Origin of the sequence: Vibrio sp. SCSIO 43136 (assembly GCF_023716565.1) — a bacterium.
GTDB lineage: Bacteria > Pseudomonadota > Gammaproteobacteria > Enterobacterales > Vibrionaceae > Vibrio.
Genome location: NZ_CP071848.1, coordinates 427,150 through 444,443, shown reverse-complemented (window position 1 = coordinate 444,443; position 17,294 = coordinate 427,150). Strand labels below are relative to the sequence as shown.

Sequence of the window (17,294 nt, the reverse complement as noted above, 5' to 3'; positions counted from 1 at the left end):
TTGCGGTATAGGGCGTTATGAGTGGAGAGGTTGAGTTAAGCTTTGGTTTCAGATACAGAGCTAAGTGAAGACTGGATCTTCTTCAATAACTCTGCGGCACCACCTTGTGAGTTAAGCAGACTCGCTAGGGCAACATTGCTTAGATCACTACTCTTCAATTCAGTATTTTCTAGGATATCTTTGATATCTTTTGGCAGGCTACGCTCACCATCGATATATTCAGACACCAATGGGTTCAGTACCTTAGACTCTGAAAACTTAGTATCAACCGCAGCCGCATCTAGGATAGTACGACGCAACTGCTCCATGCCCTCGCCGCCAAACAGCTTGATGTCTGCAGAAGATAGCGCCTCCGCCAATGCTTTAGCATTCTCACCCACCACAGCTTTCTGAGCTTCAATTCGAGCAATCTCAAGGTCTTTCTCTTGTTGCAGCTGCATCACCCACTTATCGTGCTCACGGGTTTGATCATCGTATTGCTGTGCAGCACTAAAGCGAGCACTTTGCGCTTCGGCTTCCGCCAAACCTTTAGCACGCAATGCCTGCGCTTCTGCTTCACCAGCGGCTTGCAGAGTAAAGGCTTCTGCTTCACCAGTTTCACGGATGGCTGTTGCGCGCTCACGCTCAACTTCAACCTCAGCAAGACCTGTAGCACTGATCTGCTCTTTTTCCGCCTGTGCCATACGCTCTTTACCTGCAGCTTGACGCTCTTGGCTAAAGTAACTCGCTTCGGCTTTCTTCTCTTGCACCACCTGCTCAGCTTCAGCTTCACGAGTCTTCACTGCCAACTCGTTTTCTGCTTGGCGGGTCTTGATCTTCAACTCGGCATCATTTTCGATCAATAGACGCTCCGACTTCTCACGCGCCGCTTCCTTCTCAGCTTTCGCCGCAACAAGCAACTCAAGCTGCGCAGCTTCAGCAATGGCTTCTGCCTCAACCAAGGTCACACGCTTCTGACGGTTCACTTTTTCAGCAACACGTAAGTTCTCAGTCTCTTCCTCTTCCTTGGCGATCTTACGTTCAATCTCAACGCGCTGAGAACGCATCTCTGCCACCGACTTCATCGACTCTTCAATTGAGGTGTCTTTTTGCATCTCTTTATCCGCCACTTCCGCTGCGGTTCTTACCTTCTCGGTCTCGATGGCTCGATTAAGCTCCTCTTCTTGAATCGCCACCTGACGCTGGTTAGCGATCCGCGTCATCTCAACTTCCATCTGCACACTTTCACGCTTTTTGGATAGTTCTTCTTCGGTTTCAAGCTTGGCCATTTCAGCAACACGCTGAAACTCTTGCTGCTTCTCAGCCGTTAGAGCATCTTCTTGTGCTTGAATGATCTCAATTTCACGCCGAGTGCGCGCTTCGCTCTCTTTCTCTTGCTTATCCAACTGCAGGCGATTCGCTTCCGCTTCAACATTTTTCTTCTTGATGGTGGTGCGCTCATCCTGACGAATAGCATTGGTTTCGGTATTCTTTACGGCGGTAATAGAAGAGATCTTACGGATGCCTTCAACATCAAGAATGTTATCAGGGTTGTGAGCATCTAAAGCCGTCTGATCCACTTTATCGATAACAACGTCATAGATCTTAAAGCCATCCATCTCGGAACCAATCACTTGTACAACGGCGTCACGAAATGTGCGGCGGTTGGTCAAAAGTTCTTCAAATTCAAACTGCTTTACCGCAGTTTTTAGAGCTTCGGAAAACTTAGGTTGAAAGTGATCTTTAAGCTTTTCGCCATCTGATGCTCCCGCTGTGGTAAACAATTTGGCGACTCGTATGATGTCTTCTTCTTCATGGTTCACACCGATGTAGAAGTCCACCTTAAGGTCGGCACGGATATTGTCGCTACAGTGCAAGCCTTCGTATTCCTCACCCTCTTGATCTTTACGACCACTTCGAGTGACCGAGATCTTCTTACGAGTGATGTCCATATACTCATAACGGTTGATCACAGGCCAAACAAATGCACCAGTTAACGAGGCTCGAGTACGATCCATACCGTTGATGATCAGGGCCTCACCCTCACCACGAACTTTTTTATAACGAGAGGTTAAAAAGATCATAAACAACAGTGCGACACCTACGCCTGTTGCTAAAAAAATTACACTTGGAGAAATCTCCATTGCCAACTCCTAATCGTTTTATTTAGATTTACTTTTTTTAATGATGTAGCGCTTAGATTCCTGATCTTTATCAAGAATAATCACACTATCGCCGTGATCCATGGTCTCTGACGCATAAGCCATTGCGTCGAGCAAGATCTCTCGACCATCATGTAACACCATCACTTCACCCGAAGTGGCGGTGATCTGATTGCTATGTACTCGACCTCGCATACCAATAAATTCGATGCGTGCCGAACTACGATTTTTTTCAAACAGCGGGATCAGTGGGCATAAAAGCCATGACGCCCCCCAAAGTGAGATATAAGCCACCAATGGGATAGACAAAATTGTGACAGGCAACTGTAGTGAGTCAGCGAGCAGGTGAGTAAACACTTGCTGTGAATAAAACATAGCGACTGTGGCGAGAAAGAAACTGGTGGTCAGTGCCAGCATCAATGGCACTTTTGTTAGCACTGGTGGCAAAATAAGCCCAGCGCCGGGAACGTCATCAAAATCAAAAAGATCTAAGTCTGGCAGTAATCCATCAACAAAATTGAACACCAGATCAAGCATCAGAATAAGCAGACACAAGGCAAAGGGAAAAAAGAATACCGCAACGGGAAAACCAGTCATTAATGACAAAAAAGTACCGAGCTCCATGATTTCAGTGCTCACTCCCTAGCAAATCAATTGAGTAATATTTAGCCACATTACTGAGTATTATTTGTCCGTCCAATTTCTATAATATGATTTGTGACGCATATCCCTTAATGCACCAACAAAATAAATAGATAATTCAATCAATAACTTAGGTTAAATCCTAATGACTAAACACTCACTATCTGTTGTTACCATGGATGGATAAAAACTTGCTTGTCCCTTTTCGACCAATTCGGAATCACGTATCCTTAGCTCCTAATTCGATCAGACAGAAAGCGACTGCGTGAAAACAGAAACCAAACACACTCCCATGATGCAGCAATACCTCAGGCTCAAAGCTGAGAATCCCGATATTTTGTTGTTCTATCGTATGGGTGACTTCTATGAGCTCTTCTACGATGACGCAAAACGTGCTTCACAACTGCTTGAAATTTCACTCACTAAACGTGGTTCTTCGGCAGGTGAACCCATCCCTATGGCGGGGGTTCCATTTCATGCCGTTGAAGGCTATCTAGCCAAGCTGGTTCAGCTCGGTGAGTCAGTCGCTATCTGTGAGCAAGTTGGCGATCCTGCTACCAGTAAAGGTCCTGTAGAGCGTAAAGTGGTTCGCATTGTCACGCCGGGTACAGTCACCGATGAGGCTCTGTTGTCTGAGCGTGTCGATAACCTGATCGCCGCTATCTACCATCACAACGGCAAGTTTGGCTATGCCACATTGGATGTCACTTCGGGTCGTTTCCAACTTATCGAGCCGCAAACCGAAGAAGCGATGCAAGCTGAGCTCCAGCGCACTGCACCTCGTGAGTTACTGTTTCCTGAAGATTTTGAACCTGTACATATCATGGCTGATCGCAACGGTAACCGCCGCCGTCCGATTTGGGAGTTTGAAATTGATACAGCTCGTCAGCAACTTAACCAACAGTTTGGCACCAAAGACCTTGTAGGTTTTGGTGTGGAAAAAGCAGAGCTTGGCCTCTGTGCTGCGGGCTGCCTGATCCAATACGTAAAAGATACTCAACGTACTGCGCTGCCGCATATCCGCTCGCTAACGCTGGATCAACAAGATCACTCAGTGATCCTTGATGCTGCGACCCGACGCAATCTAGAGCTAACGCAAAACCTGTCAGGTGGCTTTGATAATACCTTGGCAGAAGTATTGGATCACACCGCAACGGCCATGGGTAGCCGTATGCTTAAGCGTTGGATTCATCAACCAATGCGCTGCATTAATACCCTGAACCAACGCCTTGATTCGATAGAAGAGCTTAAAGAGCTGGCACTATTTGAAGGATTATTGCCAATTCTAAAACAGATTGGTGATATTGAGCGTATTCTTGCACGCCTTGCGATCCGTTCGGCTCGTCCTCGTGATATGGCTCGCCTACGTCATGCCATGCAACAATTGCCTGAACTTCACCAAGAGCTAGAACCTGTTTCACAACAGTATCTTGGCAAGTTACGAGAGTTTGTTGCACCACTTGATGAGGTGTGTGACTTGCTGGAGCGAGCGATCAAGGAAAATCCACCTGTCGTTATTCGTGACGGTGGTGTGATTGCCGAAGGCTACAACGCCGAGCTAGATGAATGGCGTGCACTTGCTGATGGTGCAACCGAGTACCTAAAACGCCTAGAAACGGATGAACGTGAACGCCACGGTATCGATAGCCTAAAAGTGGGTTACAACAATGTACATGGCTTCTACATTCAAGTGAGCCGTGGTCAGAGTAACCTTGTGCCACCCCATTACGTTCGCCGCCAAACACTGAAAAATGCTGAGCGCTACATTATTCCTGAGCTGAAAGAGCATGAAGATAAGGTTCTTAACTCAAAATCAAAGGCGCTCGCGGTTGAGAAAAAACTGTGGGAAGAGCTATTTGATTTGCTACTACCACACCTAGAAAAACTGCAAAACTTAGCCTCGGCAATTTCACAGTTAGATGTTCTGCAAAACCTTGCAGAGCGTGCCGATAGCTTAGATTACTGTCGCCCACAACTCACCGAAGATGCAGGTATCACGATTCAAGCTGGTCGTCATCCAGTCGTCGAACAAGTAATGGATGAACCATTTATTGCTAACCCAATTTCATTGAATCCTCAGCGCCAAATGTTGATCATTACGGGGCCGAACATGGGTGGTAAGTCGACCTACATGCGCCAAACCGCATTGATTGCCCTGATGGCTCACATTGGCTGTTTTGTTCCTGCTGAGTCAGCCATCATTGGCTCAATCGATCGCATCTTCACCCGAATCGGTGCGTCAGATGATCTCGCATCGGGGCGCTCAACCTTTATGGTCGAGATGACAGAAACTGCAAACATCTTGCACAACGCCACCCGTAACAGCCTAGTATTGATGGATGAAATTGGCCGCGGCACCAGCACTTATGACGGACTATCGCTGGCATGGGCAAGTGCAGAGTGGCTAGCCAACCAAATTGGCGCTATGACGCTATTTGCCACCCACTACTTTGAATTGACCGAGCTACCTAATCAGGTTGCCCACCTTGCAAACGTACACTTGGATGCAGTTGAACACGGCGATTCCATTGCTTTCATGCATGCGGTACAAGAAGGTGCGGCGAGTAAATCTTACGGTCTTGCGGTTGCAGGTTTGGCTGGTGTGCCAAAAACCGTGATAAAAAATGCTCGCCAAAAACTGAGTCAGCTAGAACAACTGGGGCAAGCTGAACCAAGTACAACCAACAAAGTCGATATTGCTAATCAGCTGAGTTTGATCCCTGAACCGAGTGAAGTCGAACTGGCGCTTGCAGACATTGATCCCGATGATCTTTCTCCTCGCCAAGCGCTTGAAGCGCTTTATCGACTGAAGAAAATGGTATAAAAAAATGGGCAGCTCGTTGAGCTGCCCATTTTTTTATTAAGACTTGTTAGTTTTATTCGTCTTCAACATTGAAAAGCGATTCCATGTTCAGGCCTTGTTTAACTAAGATTTCTCTTAGTCGGCGTAAACCTTCGACTTGGATCTGACGCACACGTTCACGAGTTAGGTTGATTTCACGCCCAACTTCTTCAAGTGTTGACGGCTCATAACCCAGCAGACCAAAACGGCGTGCTAAAACTTCTTTCTGCTTAGGATTAAGATCGTCTAACCAATTGATTAAAGAGTGTTTAATGTCATCATCTTGGGTGCAAACTTCAGGATCTGAATTGTTCACATCAGGAATGATATCAAGCAAGGCTTTGTCGCTTTCTCCACCAATGGGTGTATCCACCGAGCTAATTCGCTCGTTCAAACGCAGCATTTTGCTAACATCTTCGACTGGTTTATCAAGCTGGTGAGCAATTTCTTCCGCCGTTGGCTCGTGATCAAGCTTTTGCGACAATTCGCGAGCAGTACGCAGATAAATATTCAGTTCTTTAACGACATGAATTGGAAGGCGAATCGTACGAGTTTGATTCATCAAAGCACGTTCAATCGTCTGGCGAATCCACCAAGTGGCGTAGGTTGAGAACCGGAAACCGCGTTCAGGATCAAACTTCTCTACCGCACGAATCAATCCTAGATTACCCTCTTCGATCAGATCCAATAGAGCAAGACCTCGGTTGCTGTAGCGGCGTGAAATTTTCACCACCAAACGTAAGTTACTTTCGATCATACGTTTGCGGGCTGCTTCATCTCCCCGTAGCGCTCGACGAGCATAAAGCACTTCTTCTTCCGCAGTAAGTAGCGGAGAAAAACCGATTTCACCTAGATATAGTTGAGTCGCATCAAGACTTTTTGAGGTTACTTCGAACTCTTCTTTTGTTTCTGATGCTTTGGCTGACGTTTGATTGCTTCGTTGATCAAAGTCTGAGTTTTCTTGCTGCGCAAGATTTAAATCAAACTCTTCTTCGACTTTAGTGACTGCATTGCTGATACTCATAGTGCCTCCCCTTGGCGAGCTAGCAAGACATTTCTACTTCCAATGTCGTTTGCGGTGGTTAAGGCAAGTAGCGATTCGGATTCACTGACTTTCCTTGATAGCGAATTTCAAAGTGGAGCTGGACTTTGTTAGCACCCGAACTTCCCATCGTGGCAATTTTTTGTCCCGCTTTAACGCTTTGTCCTTCCTTTACAAGCAATCGTTCATTATGAGCGTAGGCACTTAGGTAATTGTCATTGTGTTTAATAATGATCAGATTTCCATATCCGCGCAGCGCATTTCCAGAATAAACGACCGTTCCCTTAGCAGTGGAGACAATGGATTGACCACGCTGTCCAGCGATATCGATACCCTTGTTGCCTTGGTCCCCTGCGGAGAAACTTTTTATCACACGGCCTTTAGTTGGCCATATCCATTTGTTTATCTTGTCGTTTTTGACAGGTTTTGGTTGAGGTTTATTGTTAACAACCTGTTTACTTTTAGATTCAACATACTCCTTTGATTTTGATTGATCAAGGGGCTTTTTCGAAACTTTTTGGGGATTTTTTGGCTGAGCTTTAGCAACCGCTGATGTACTCTGGGCTGCTGGCGTTTTAGAATTTTTACTCGAATCTGTCTCAACTTTTGGACTAGCCGCAGATGAGCTTGCCGCCGCTACCGCAGTTGTGCTAGCAGCGACTTTTGCTGTATTGGTGGCTACCTCACTCTCTTTGTCCTTAAATGAAGGCGCAACATAAGCAGGTTTCCATAGTCGGATTTTTTGTCCTGGATAAATCGTATAAGGGGCTTTGAGACGATTATAGGAGATGAGCTGTTTGACATCTTTACCCGTCAGGTAGGAGATGAAATAGAGAGTGTCGCCTTTTTGAACTTCGTAATAGCTGCCCTGGTAGCTACCTTTGCCTGCATTGTCATAGCTTTTGCTTAAGCTCGTGACAGGCGCAGGGGTATTGGCGGCACACCCAACCAACAGGCCAGATAACCCTAGAGCAACAAAAAACGTGTACGACTTTCTTGGCACCGTCTATCCCTTTAAGCCAACTCACCAGCAACCAGTGGTACAAATTTAACCATTTCTACCACACTCGTCTGATATTGTTCACCTTTTCGCTGAACTTTGAGCAAACTTTGCTCGTGGTCTCCGACCGGGATCACCAATATTCCACCATCGTTGAGTTGCTCCAGCAATGCTTGAGGCACTGACACGGCGGCGGCGGTAACAATAATGGCATCATAAGGTCCTTTTGATGCCCAGCCTTGCCACCCATCACCATGCTTGGTCGAAACATTGTAGATATCCAGCTGTTTGAGACGACGCTTCGCTTCCCATTGCAAACTCTTGATTCGTTCCACTGAGTACACATGTTCCACCAATTGCGCTAGCACGGCCGTTTGGTAGCCTGATCCCGTTCCTATCTCTAATACACGCTTTTGGGGAGAAAGTTCCAATAACTGCGTCATTCTAGCGACAATATATGGCTGTGAGATCGTCTGCCCAGCACCTATCGGCAAGGCATTGTTGTCATAGGCTTGATGGCGCATTGCTTCCGAAACAAAGCTTTCACGAGGTAAAGCAGCAATAGCATCTAGCACTTTGCTATCTTGAATGCCATTAGCTTGCAGAAAGCTAATCAAACGATGCGCTTGAGGGTGACTCATGGTTAATTGCCTTCCAACCACTGTTTCATTCTAGGTAATGACTCGTGAGCGGTCAGATCCACTTGCAGCGGAGTGACTGACACATAGCTGTGCTCAACGGCAAAGAAGTCGGTTCCCTCTCCAGCATCTTGCTCCGCACCCGGAGGGCCGAGCCAGTAGATAATATGACCACGTGGGTCCGCTTGTTTGATCATATCTTCTGCATGGTGACGAGCACCAAGGCGTGTCACTTGTGTACCTACGAGCGCATCATACTCAACATCAGGCACATTGACGTTGAGCAGGCGGTTGGTCGGGATAGGTTCAACCAAATGACGCTCAACTAGCTGGCGAGCAATCTTTGCCGCCGTCGCAAAGTGATTTTTTCCAACCAATGAGATAGCAATTGAGGGAACACCAAGAAAGTGCCCTTCCATCGCCGCTGCGACAGTACCGGAATACAGCACGTCGTCGCCCAAATTAGCGCCGTGATTGATGCCAGATAACACTAAATCAGGCATGTCATCTTTGAGCAATTCGTTAAGTGCAAAGTGCACACAATCTGTCGGAGTCCCTTGTACCGAGTAACGCAGGTCACCCACTTGTGTCACTCGAAGTGGCTGTTCCAAGGTCAAAGAATTTGATGCACCTGAGCGGTTGCGGTCAGGAGCGACCACTATTACTTGAGCAATTTTACTAAGCTCTTCGGCAAGCTGTGCAATGCCTAGGGCATTAACACCATCGTCATTACTGATGAGGATTTTAAGTGGCTTATTGGTCATGACTTAATTATCGTAGCTTCTTTCTACAGTGATCTCTTGAGCTAGTTCTCGCACCAAAGAAGTGGCGAAATTGCCTGCTGGCAATGAAAACTTAAGCGTAATGTTATCACCTTGATGTTGCCAAGTAAGATCGCTCGGTTTGAGCGCTAGCGCACGGCGCTCGTGACGCATACGGTTGCCACGGATCAGCGCCATTAAGTCCGCTTCGGCTTCCAAGTGTGGATTTTCCAATGCCAAAGCCACTTCTTTGGTCGGCAGAGCATTATCACCAGCAAGTGGGGCGGTGATTTGCGCCTGACCATTGTCGACTTGCGCTTGTAGCTCGGCAAGATTGTCAGCGCTGGCTTCTTCAAGCATTTTTCCTGTCTGCACCAAATCTCCTAACAATACGGTTTGGAAACAGCCTTGTTCAATGCGCTCTGATAACACTCGGTTAAAGATCCAAGAACGAGCAGTCGATAACATCAAGCTACGCTTATTTTGGTTACGAGTACGCACATTTTCACGTCCCCAACGGCGAGCCTCTTCTAGGTTGTTGCCATCACGACCAAAGCGTTGCGCACCAAAATAGTTAGGAACACCAAACTTCGCCATCTGCTCAAGCTTAGCCAAAACAGCTTCCGGCTCGGTAACTTCCGCTAGCGTTACTTCAAACTCATTGCCCGTAAGATCGCCTGGACGCAATTTCTTGTTATGACGGTCGACGGCTAGAATCTCAATACTAGGATACTGAGCCAGAAAAGCGCTTAAGTCAGGCTGCTCTTTACCGGGTAAGTGCACACTCAACCACTGCTCAGTCACTGCGTGACGATCTTTTAGGCCCGCCCAACTCACGTCTTTGGATTTTACTCCACAAGCTTTGGCTAACTCATTAGCGACAAAACTGGTGTTCTCACCAGTTTTTCGAATTCGCAGCATTAAATGCTCGCCCTCGCCACTGAAGGTATAACCAAGCTGCTCTCGCACCACAAAATGTTGCGGCTGAAGCTTTAGCTTAGCGGTAGAAGTTGGTTTGCCATTTAAATAGGCAAAAGGAGCTAACACGTCTGTCATTTGGATTCACTTTTCATAATTAGGGCAACGGCTTCACAGGCAATGCCTTCCTTGCGTCCAGTAAAACCTAATCGTTCGGTGGTGGTTGCTTTTACATTGACGTTACCAAGATCCGTTTCTAGATCCTCTGCAATCGCTGTGCACATGGCTTGAATATGTGGGGCCATTTTCGGTGCTTGAGCCATAATGGTCACATCTACATTGCCAATCACGTATCCCGCCTCTTTCACTCGGCGGTACACATCTCTAAGTAAAGCTCGGCTGTCAGCCCCTTTCCACTTGTCATCGGTGTCGGGGAAATGACGACCAATATCTCCCGCAGCGATGGCACCAAGAAGTGCATCACTCAAAGCATGCAGTGCAACATCACCATCTGAATGCGCAATCAATCCTTGCTCATAAGGGATAGCAACGCCACCAATAATGACTGGGCCTTCGCCACCAAATTTGTGCACATCAAAGCCATGTCCAATTCGAATCATCTCTTATCCTTGTTGCTTGCTACGGGTTAAATAAAATTCTGCCAGTGCCAGATCTTCTGGTTGGGTTACCTTGAGGTTATCAGAGCGGCCAGCCACGATCTGTGGTTGCTCGCCTTTCCACTCAAGTGCTGACGCTTCATCAGTAATTGCCACGCCTTGCTCCAAAGCTTGCTCTAACGCCTCTTTTAGTGGCTGTAACTTAAACATCTGCGGAGTTAGTGCATGCCAAAGGTTATTACGATCCACCGTTTGGCTGATCTGCACCTTTTCGTTAGTGCGTTTCATGGTATCTCGCACAGGAGCGGCTAAGATGCCACCAACCGGGTGCGACGTCGCCCCTTCAATCAGGGCATCGATATCGGCCAGTTGCACACAAGGTCTTGCGGCATCATGCACTAAAATCCAATCACTATTATCAGAGTTCTCAGCTAGATAGCTTAAGCCTGAGAGCACTGAATCTGCACGCTCTTTACCACCACTAACTCGCACCACCTGTGAGTGCTGCGCCAATGGTGATTCGGTAAAGTAAGGATCAGTATCGCTCACTGCTACCACCACCTGCTCGATCCTAGGGTGTGACAACAAACGCTCAACTGTGTGTTCTAAAATGGTTTTATCTAAGAGTGTTAGATATTGCTTAGGCACGCTAGCCTGCATTCGACTGCCTACGCCAGCAGCTGGCACAACAACAGTGAATGATTTCGAGGCAATCTGGGACATGTTCAGTTACTAGTTATTTGCAGAGGAGTCACCAACGATACGATAGAAAGTCTCATCGGACTTCACCATCCCCAGCTGATGCCGAGCACGCTCTTCAATCGCATCTAGACCTTGGCGCAGGTCATCAATCTCGGCATACATCTCATCATTGCGCTGGGCAAGATTGGCGTTCTTTTCATTCTGGATCTGGATGTCAGCCTGAGTGCTCGCCAGATCCAGCTCGCCATTTTTGCCAAACCAGACCAGATACTGCAACCCAAGCACCAATGCCAACAGAGCAATGGAGAAAATACGCATGGAGATACCGAGTGGGAAATAATGGGGTATTTATATCATAGACAGGGGGTTAAAGGGAAAAGGGAAAAGGGAAATAAGGAACGGCGAACGGTGAACGGTAAACGGTAAACGGTAAACGGTAAACGGTAAACGGTAAACGGTAAACGGTAAACGGTAAACGGTAAACGGTAAACGTGATATGACCCCCTAAAAGTAGACACGGGGTTTTAATTCATTAGCTCGAAGTCATTGGGGCTCACTCCACCAAGGGCCCCATGTCTTCTTACTGGATTATAATAACTATCGATATATTGTCGACTTTGAACGGTCATCTCCTGTCGAGACAGTTCGCCTAGATTGCTTATCCATTCTTTTTTGTATTGGGCAAAGAAGCTCTCTGAGCAAGCATTATCCCAGCAATTACCTTTACCAGACATACTTATCGTGACTTTGCGTTTGCGGTGCCAGCGTATGGTTTCGAAGGCTCTATACTGTACGCCTTGATCCGAGTGGAACATCAGTTTTTCACCATTTGGACGTCGAGATTTCCAAGCTTTATTCAGGGTTTTTATGACCAAATCCGCATTGTTAATACGGCTTGTAGACCACCCAACGACTTTACGAGAGTACAAGTCAAGAATGATGCAGAGGTAGTTCCACCCTTCTTTGCATCTAACTTGAGTGATATCCGATACCCAGACACGGTTTGGTTCCTTTACATCAAACTGGCGATTGAGCAGGTTGTATGCTGCCATCATCGGCTCTTGTCGTGGTGCTCGGCCATGACGCCTTTTACTGGCTATTGAACGATACCCCAGGCTTTGTAATAAGCGTTGAACTCTTTTCTTATTACAGATGAACCCGCTCGCAATCGCTGCTTCCCAGAGTTTGCGGTACCCAGGAATGCAGTGTTGATCATCACTTTCCTTCTTAAGGAACTCCAGCAAAGTGTCATTGGTTTGCTCACGTGTTGTCTGCTGGCGATTACGCCATTTGTAATAACCCGCTGGAGAAACATTGAGCCATCGACAGAGCAAACGCACAGGTAAGGTGTTCTTCGTCCGCTTAAAAATATGTTCAAACCTTACTCTTTTAGGCTGTCGAAGTAAGCTTTCGCTTCCTTTAAGAATTCGTTCTCCATCTCAGCCATTTCAAGGCGTTTCTTTAACTCACGGTTTTCTTTTTCGAGCTGAGCTAGAGATTTTTTTGGCCCTTTGTTTGGGATTGGTTTAGCTGGCTTTTTTCGAGTAGTCATCGTTGCTCTCCATTTGCTCAAGATTTTAGGGCTAATTCCCAAAGCTATAGCAACAGACTTTACCGTATCTGGAGACTCTAATGATCGCTTAACAGCATTACGTTTGAATTCTTCTGAGTATTTTCTACGAGATGTGACTTGCATGACACCTAATCCTTTAATTAGGTGTCTACTTTATTGGGGTCGTATCAACGGTAAACGGTAAACGGGAAACGGGAAACGGGAAACGGTAAACGGTAAACGGGAAACGGTAAACGGTAAACGGTAAAGATTAAGTTCTTCAATATTAGCGTCAAGCCTCACAGAAAACTGCTCTTCCCTTTTACCGTTAGCGATAGCGTCCGTTAACCGTTTACCGATAAAACACAAAACGCCCCCGGAAACCGAGGGCGTTTATCAAAGCTAAGTCTTAGCTATAAATCCAAATCAGGATTTAATTACGCTTGACCTTTAACTTCTTTAAGACCGTTGTAAGGAGCGCGCTCACCTAGAGCTTCCTCGATACGGATAAGTTGGTTGTACTTAGCAACACGGTCAGAACGGCTCATAGAACCAGTCTTGATTTGACCAGCAGCTGTACCTACCGCTAGGTCAGCGATAGTTGCATCTTCAGTTTCGCCAGAACGGTGAGAGATTACTGCAGTGTAACCTGCATCTTTAGCCATCTTGATTGCAGCTAGAGTCTCAGTTAGAGAACCGATTTGGTTGAACTTGATAAGGATAGAGTTAGCTACGCCTTTCTCGATACCTTCAGCAAGGATCTTAGTGTTTGTAACGAATAGATCGTCACCTACTAGTTGAAGCTTGTCACCTAGTAGTTCAGTTTGGTGCTTGAAGCCATCCCAGTCAGACTCGTCTAGACCGTCTTCGATAGAAACGATTGGGAACTTGCTAGCTAGCTCAGCTAGGTAGTGGTTGAACTCTTCAGAAGAGAAAGTCTTACCTTCACCCTTCATGTTGTAGATGCCAGCTTCTTTGTCGAAGAACTCAGATGCTGCACAGTCCATAGCTAGAGTTACGTCTTTACCTAGTTCGTAGCCTGCAGCAGCAACAGCTTCTGCGATAACTTCTAGAGCTTCAGCGTTAGACTTAAGGTTAGGAGCGAAACCACCTTCATCACCAACTGCAGTGCTGTAGCCTTTAGACTTAAGAACTTTAGCTAGGTTGTGGAATACTTCAGCACCGATACGTAGACCTTCTTTAAGAGTCTTCGCGCCAACTGGTTGGATCATGAACTCTTGGATGTCAACGTTGTTATCAGCGTGCTCACCACCGTTGATGATGTTCATCATTGGTAGAGGCATAGAGAACTGACCCGCAGTGCCGTTTAGCTCAGCGATGTGCTCAAACAGAGGCATACCTTTTGCCGCTGCAGCCGCTTTTGCGTTAGCAAGAGAAACAGCTAGGATTGCGTTTGCACCGAACTTAGATTTGTTCTCAGTGCCGTCTAGGTCGATCATTACTTGGTCGATGTCAGCTTGAGCTTTTGCATCTTTACCAACTAGTGCTTCAGCGATTGCGCCGTTTACAGCTTCAACTGCTTTAAGAACACCTTTACCTAGGAAACGTGCTTTGTCGCCATCGCGTAGCTCTAGAGCTTCGCGAGAACCTGTAGATGCACCAGATGGAGCTGCTGCCATACCTACGAAACCACCTTCTAGGTGTACTTCAGCTTCTACAGTTGGGTTACCACGTGAGTCGATGATTTCACGACCAAGCACTTTAACGATCTTAGACATTATGATTCCTCTCGTTCAATTTTAATGTCGAAATATAAAGGGCAGTAACACCTTGTCACTGCCCGTATCCTTTTACTTTTCGAAATCGCCGCGCATGTTTGCACCCGCCGCCGCAACAAAACCAGAGAATAGTGGGTGACCATCTCGTGGCGTTGAAGTGAACTCAGGGTGGAACTGTGCTGCTACAAACCAAGGATGATCCGGGTTCTCGATCATCTCTACTAACTTCTTGTCTGCAGACAGACCCGATACTTTCAGGCCGGCTTTCTCAAGTTCCGGACGAAGTACGTTGTTAACTTCGTAACGGTGACGGTGACGCTCATGAATTGTAGCGCTACCGTAAAGTTCGCGAGCTTTGGTACCTTTCTCAAGGTGACATAGCTGTGAACCAAGACGCATAGTACCGCCTAGGTCAGAGGTTTCAGTACGTTCTTCAACTTTACCTTCACCATCTACCCACTCTGTGATTAAGCCTACCACAGGGTACTTAGTGTCTTTGTTAAATTCTGTTGAATGCGCTCCTTCCATGCCAGCAACGTTGCGTGCATATTCAATTAGAGCGACTTGCATGCCTAGACAAATACCTAGGTAAGGTACTTTGTTTTCACGGGCATATTTTGCAGCAAGGATCTTACCTTCAACACCACGGTCGCCGAAGCCACCTGGTACAAGGATCGCATCCAAATCTGCCAACGCTTCATCACCTTTGGTTTCTACATCTTGTGAATCAACGTATTTGATCTTAACGCTTAGACGGTTCTTCAGACCTGCGTGCTTAAGTGCTTCGTTCACAGACTTGTATGCGTCTGGAAGTTCGATGTACTTACCTACCATGCCGATAGTTACTTCGGCCGTTGGGTTCGCTTCTTCGTAGATCACTTGCTCCCACTCAGATAGGTCAGCTTCAGGCGCTGTGATACCAAAGCGAGAACATACAAGGTCGTCTAGGCCTTGAGCTTTAATTAGTTGAGGGATCTTGTAGATTGAATCTACATCCTTCATTGAAATTACTGCTTTCTCTTGCACGTTACAGAACAGAGCGATCTTCTTACGCTCGTTTGCAGGGATCATGCGATCTGAACGACAAACTAGAATGTCAGGCTGAATACCGATAGACAGTAGCTCTTTTACAGAGTGCTGAGTCGGTTTAGTTTTCACTTCACCTGCTGCCGCTAGGTAAGGAACCAGCGTTAGGTGCATGAACATTGCACGCTCACGGCCAAGTTCTACTGCTAGCTGACGAATTGCTTCCATAAATGGTAGTGACTCAATATCACCTACCGTACCGCCAACTTCTACGATTGCTACGTCGTGGCCTTCAGAGCCTGCGATGACGCGATCTTTGATAGCATTAGTGATGTGTGGGATTACCTGAATGGTTGCACCTAGGTAGTCACCACGACGCTCTTTACGTAGAACGTCTGCGTAAACACGACCTGCAGTGAAGTTGTTACGCTTAGTCATCTTGGTGCGAATGAATCGCTCGTAGTGACCAAGGTCAAGGTCAGTTTCAGCGCCATCTTCCGTAACGAACACTTCACCGTGTTGAGTAGGGCTCATTGTGCCCGGGTCAACGTTGATGTAAGGGTCAAGCTTCATCATGGTCACTTTAAGACCACGAGCTTCTAAAATAGCTGCAAGCGATGCCGCTGCAATACCTTTACCTAGAGAGGATACAACCCCGCCAGTAACAAAAATGTAATTTGTCGTCATGTTTAACCTGAAGTTGGTTTAATGATGGGAAATGGAAGTCTTCTGGACGGGAAGCAAATATACCAAAAGACCCTTATCGCCACAACGTGAAACTTATCACATTCAAATTTTTTATTTTTTGCTTCAAATCAATTCTGCGCAAAAGCTATTTGTTGCGCATTTCGACCCGTTTTACTTGGTCCCAGTATCCATCTAACTGTTTTAGCGAACAATCTTCTAACCTTTTTCCTTCATTTGCCACCAATTTTTCGACTTCGAAGAATCGATTGGCGAATTTTTGGTTCGCTTTGCTCAAAGCGACCTCAGGATCTTTTTTCAAATGTCGCGCAAAATTTACCGTCGCAAACAACAAATCTCCCAATTCAGACTCGATTTTGTCTTCATCAGGGGTCACTTGAATGACCTCTTCCATCACTTCTTCGATCTCTTCTTGCACTTTTTCAACCACTGGCCCCAAAGAGTCCCAATCGAATCCGTGTTTGGCTACTTTCTTTTGTATCTTTGTAGCACGTAAAAGTGCGGGCATGGAAGCTGGTATTGAGTCTAGAACACTTTGCTCAGATTTACCTGCTTGAAATTTCTCTTTGGCTTTTTCTGCTTCCCAGTTAGCGTTAATGGCGGCTTCGTCTTCAAACTCAACCTCTGAAAAAACATGTGGGTGGCGGCGAGTCAGCTTTTCATTAACGGTTTCCACCACCTCAGAAAAATCAAACAACCCTTTCTCATCGGCCATTTGGCTGTAAAAAATCACCTGAAACAGTAAGTCACCCAACTCTTCTTTGAGGTTATCCCAATCTTGATTATGGATGGCATCGACCACTTCATAGGTTTCCTCAATGGTGTATGGCACAACACTCTCAAACGTCTGCTTCTTATCCCAAGGGCATCCAACCTCTGGATCACGTAGCTTTGCCATGATTGCGACTAACTGTTCAATTGGGTGACTCATAATATTTCCTCATAAAAAAACGAGCAGTGATGTTAAGC

At 46.5% G+C, this 17,294-nt stretch carries 15 protein-coding genes; 1 reads left to right on the top strand and 14 read right to left on the bottom strand.

The genetic code is table 11. The annotated features are described in order from the left end of the window. Positions 1-35: 35 nt before the first annotated feature. Entirely contained in the window at positions 36-2,123 is a 2,088-nt protein-coding gene (locus tag J4N39_RS02255) for a flotillin family protein (RefSeq protein WP_252021536.1), read from the bottom strand. Between the two features lie 18 nt (positions 2,124-2,141). Then, on the bottom strand, positions 2,142-2,765 hold the full coding sequence (locus tag J4N39_RS02250) for a DUF1449 domain-containing protein (protein ID WP_252021534.1): 624 nt from the start codon (positions 2,763-2,765) through the stop codon (positions 2,142-2,144). A gap of 283 nt (positions 2,766-3,048) precedes the next feature. Between J4N39_RS02250 and mutS the strand changes: the two genes are divergently transcribed. Then, positions 3,049-5,607, top strand: coding sequence for a DNA mismatch repair protein MutS (gene mutS, locus J4N39_RS02245; protein WP_252021532.1), 2,559 nt, complete (start codon positions 3,049-3,051; stop codon positions 5,605-5,607). Between the two features lie 52 nt (positions 5,608-5,659). Here mutS and rpoS read toward each other — a convergent pair whose 3' ends face one another. The 12 genes from rpoS to mazG all read right to left on the bottom strand — a co-directional run bounded on the left by rpoS (position 5,660) and on the right by mazG (position 17,256). Beyond that, positions 5,660-6,649: an RNA polymerase sigma factor RpoS gene (gene rpoS, locus J4N39_RS02240; RefSeq protein ID WP_252021531.1), complete on the bottom strand. Its 990-nt coding sequence runs from the start codon at positions 6,647-6,649 to the stop codon at positions 5,660-5,662. 58 nt (positions 6,650-6,707) lie between these two features. Next, on the bottom strand, positions 6,708-7,670 hold the full coding sequence (locus J4N39_RS02235; protein ID WP_252021529.1) for a peptidoglycan DD-metalloendopeptidase family protein: 963 nt from the start codon (positions 7,668-7,670) through the stop codon (positions 6,708-6,710). 11 nt (positions 7,671-7,681) lie between these two features. Continuing rightward, entirely contained in the window at positions 7,682-8,308 is a 627-nt protein-coding gene (locus J4N39_RS02230) for a protein-L-isoaspartate(D-aspartate) O-methyltransferase (RefSeq protein WP_252021528.1), read from the bottom strand. Positions 8,309-8,310: 2 nt separating this feature from the next. Then, positions 8,311-9,069, bottom strand: a complete 759-nt coding sequence (gene surE, locus J4N39_RS02225) for a 5'/3'-nucleotidase SurE (RefSeq protein WP_252021527.1) — start codon at positions 9,067-9,069, stop codon at positions 8,311-8,313. A 3-nt stretch (positions 9,070-9,072) separates the two neighbouring features. Continuing rightward, entirely contained in the window at positions 9,073-10,122 is a 1,050-nt protein-coding gene (gene truD, locus J4N39_RS02220; RefSeq protein WP_252021526.1) for a tRNA pseudouridine(13) synthase TruD, read from the bottom strand. After that, positions 10,119-10,604 (bottom strand): 2-C-methyl-D-erythritol 2,4-cyclodiphosphate synthase, encoded by a 486-nt coding sequence (ispF, locus tag J4N39_RS02215; RefSeq protein WP_252021525.1) that lies wholly within the window; start codon positions 10,602-10,604, stop codon positions 10,119-10,121. The genes truD and ispF overlap by 4 nt, the downstream gene beginning before the upstream one ends. Positions 10,605-10,607: 3 nt before the next feature. Beyond that, the gene (ispD, locus tag J4N39_RS02210) at positions 10,608-11,324 is read right to left on the bottom strand and encodes a 2-C-methyl-D-erythritol 4-phosphate cytidylyltransferase (RefSeq protein ID WP_252021524.1); all 717 of its coding nucleotides are present in this window, start codon (positions 11,322-11,324) and stop codon (positions 10,608-10,610) included. Positions 11,325-11,333: 9 nt separating this feature from the next. Beyond that, positions 11,334-11,621, bottom strand: a complete 288-nt coding sequence (ftsB, locus tag J4N39_RS02205; protein WP_252021523.1) for a cell division protein FtsB — start codon at positions 11,619-11,621, stop codon at positions 11,334-11,336. A gap of 206 nt (positions 11,622-11,827) precedes the next feature. Then, positions 11,828-12,999 (bottom strand): IS3 family transposase gene (locus J4N39_RS02200; RefSeq protein ID WP_252017926.1). Its coding sequence is split into 2 segments (ribosomal slippage): positions 11,828-12,717 and positions 12,717-12,999, totalling 1,173 coding nucleotides; the frame shifts between segments, so codons are not numbered across the junction. Positions 13,000-13,292: 293 nt separating this feature from the next. After that, positions 13,293-14,594 (bottom strand): phosphopyruvate hydratase, encoded by a 1,302-nt coding sequence (gene eno / locus J4N39_RS02195; RefSeq protein WP_252021522.1) that lies wholly within the window; start codon positions 14,592-14,594, stop codon positions 13,293-13,295. Positions 14,595-14,666: 72 nt separating this feature from the next. Next, complete coding sequence (pyrG, locus tag J4N39_RS02190; RefSeq protein WP_252021521.1) at positions 14,667-16,307, bottom strand: CTP synthase; 1,641 nt, start codon at positions 16,305-16,307, stop codon at positions 14,667-14,669. A 145-nt stretch (positions 16,308-16,452) separates the two neighbouring features. Continuing rightward, the gene (gene mazG, locus J4N39_RS02185; protein ID WP_252021514.1) at positions 16,453-17,256 is read right to left on the bottom strand and encodes a nucleoside triphosphate pyrophosphohydrolase; all 804 of its coding nucleotides are present in this window, start codon (positions 17,254-17,256) and stop codon (positions 16,453-16,455) included. Positions 17,257-17,294 lie beyond the last annotated feature (38 nt).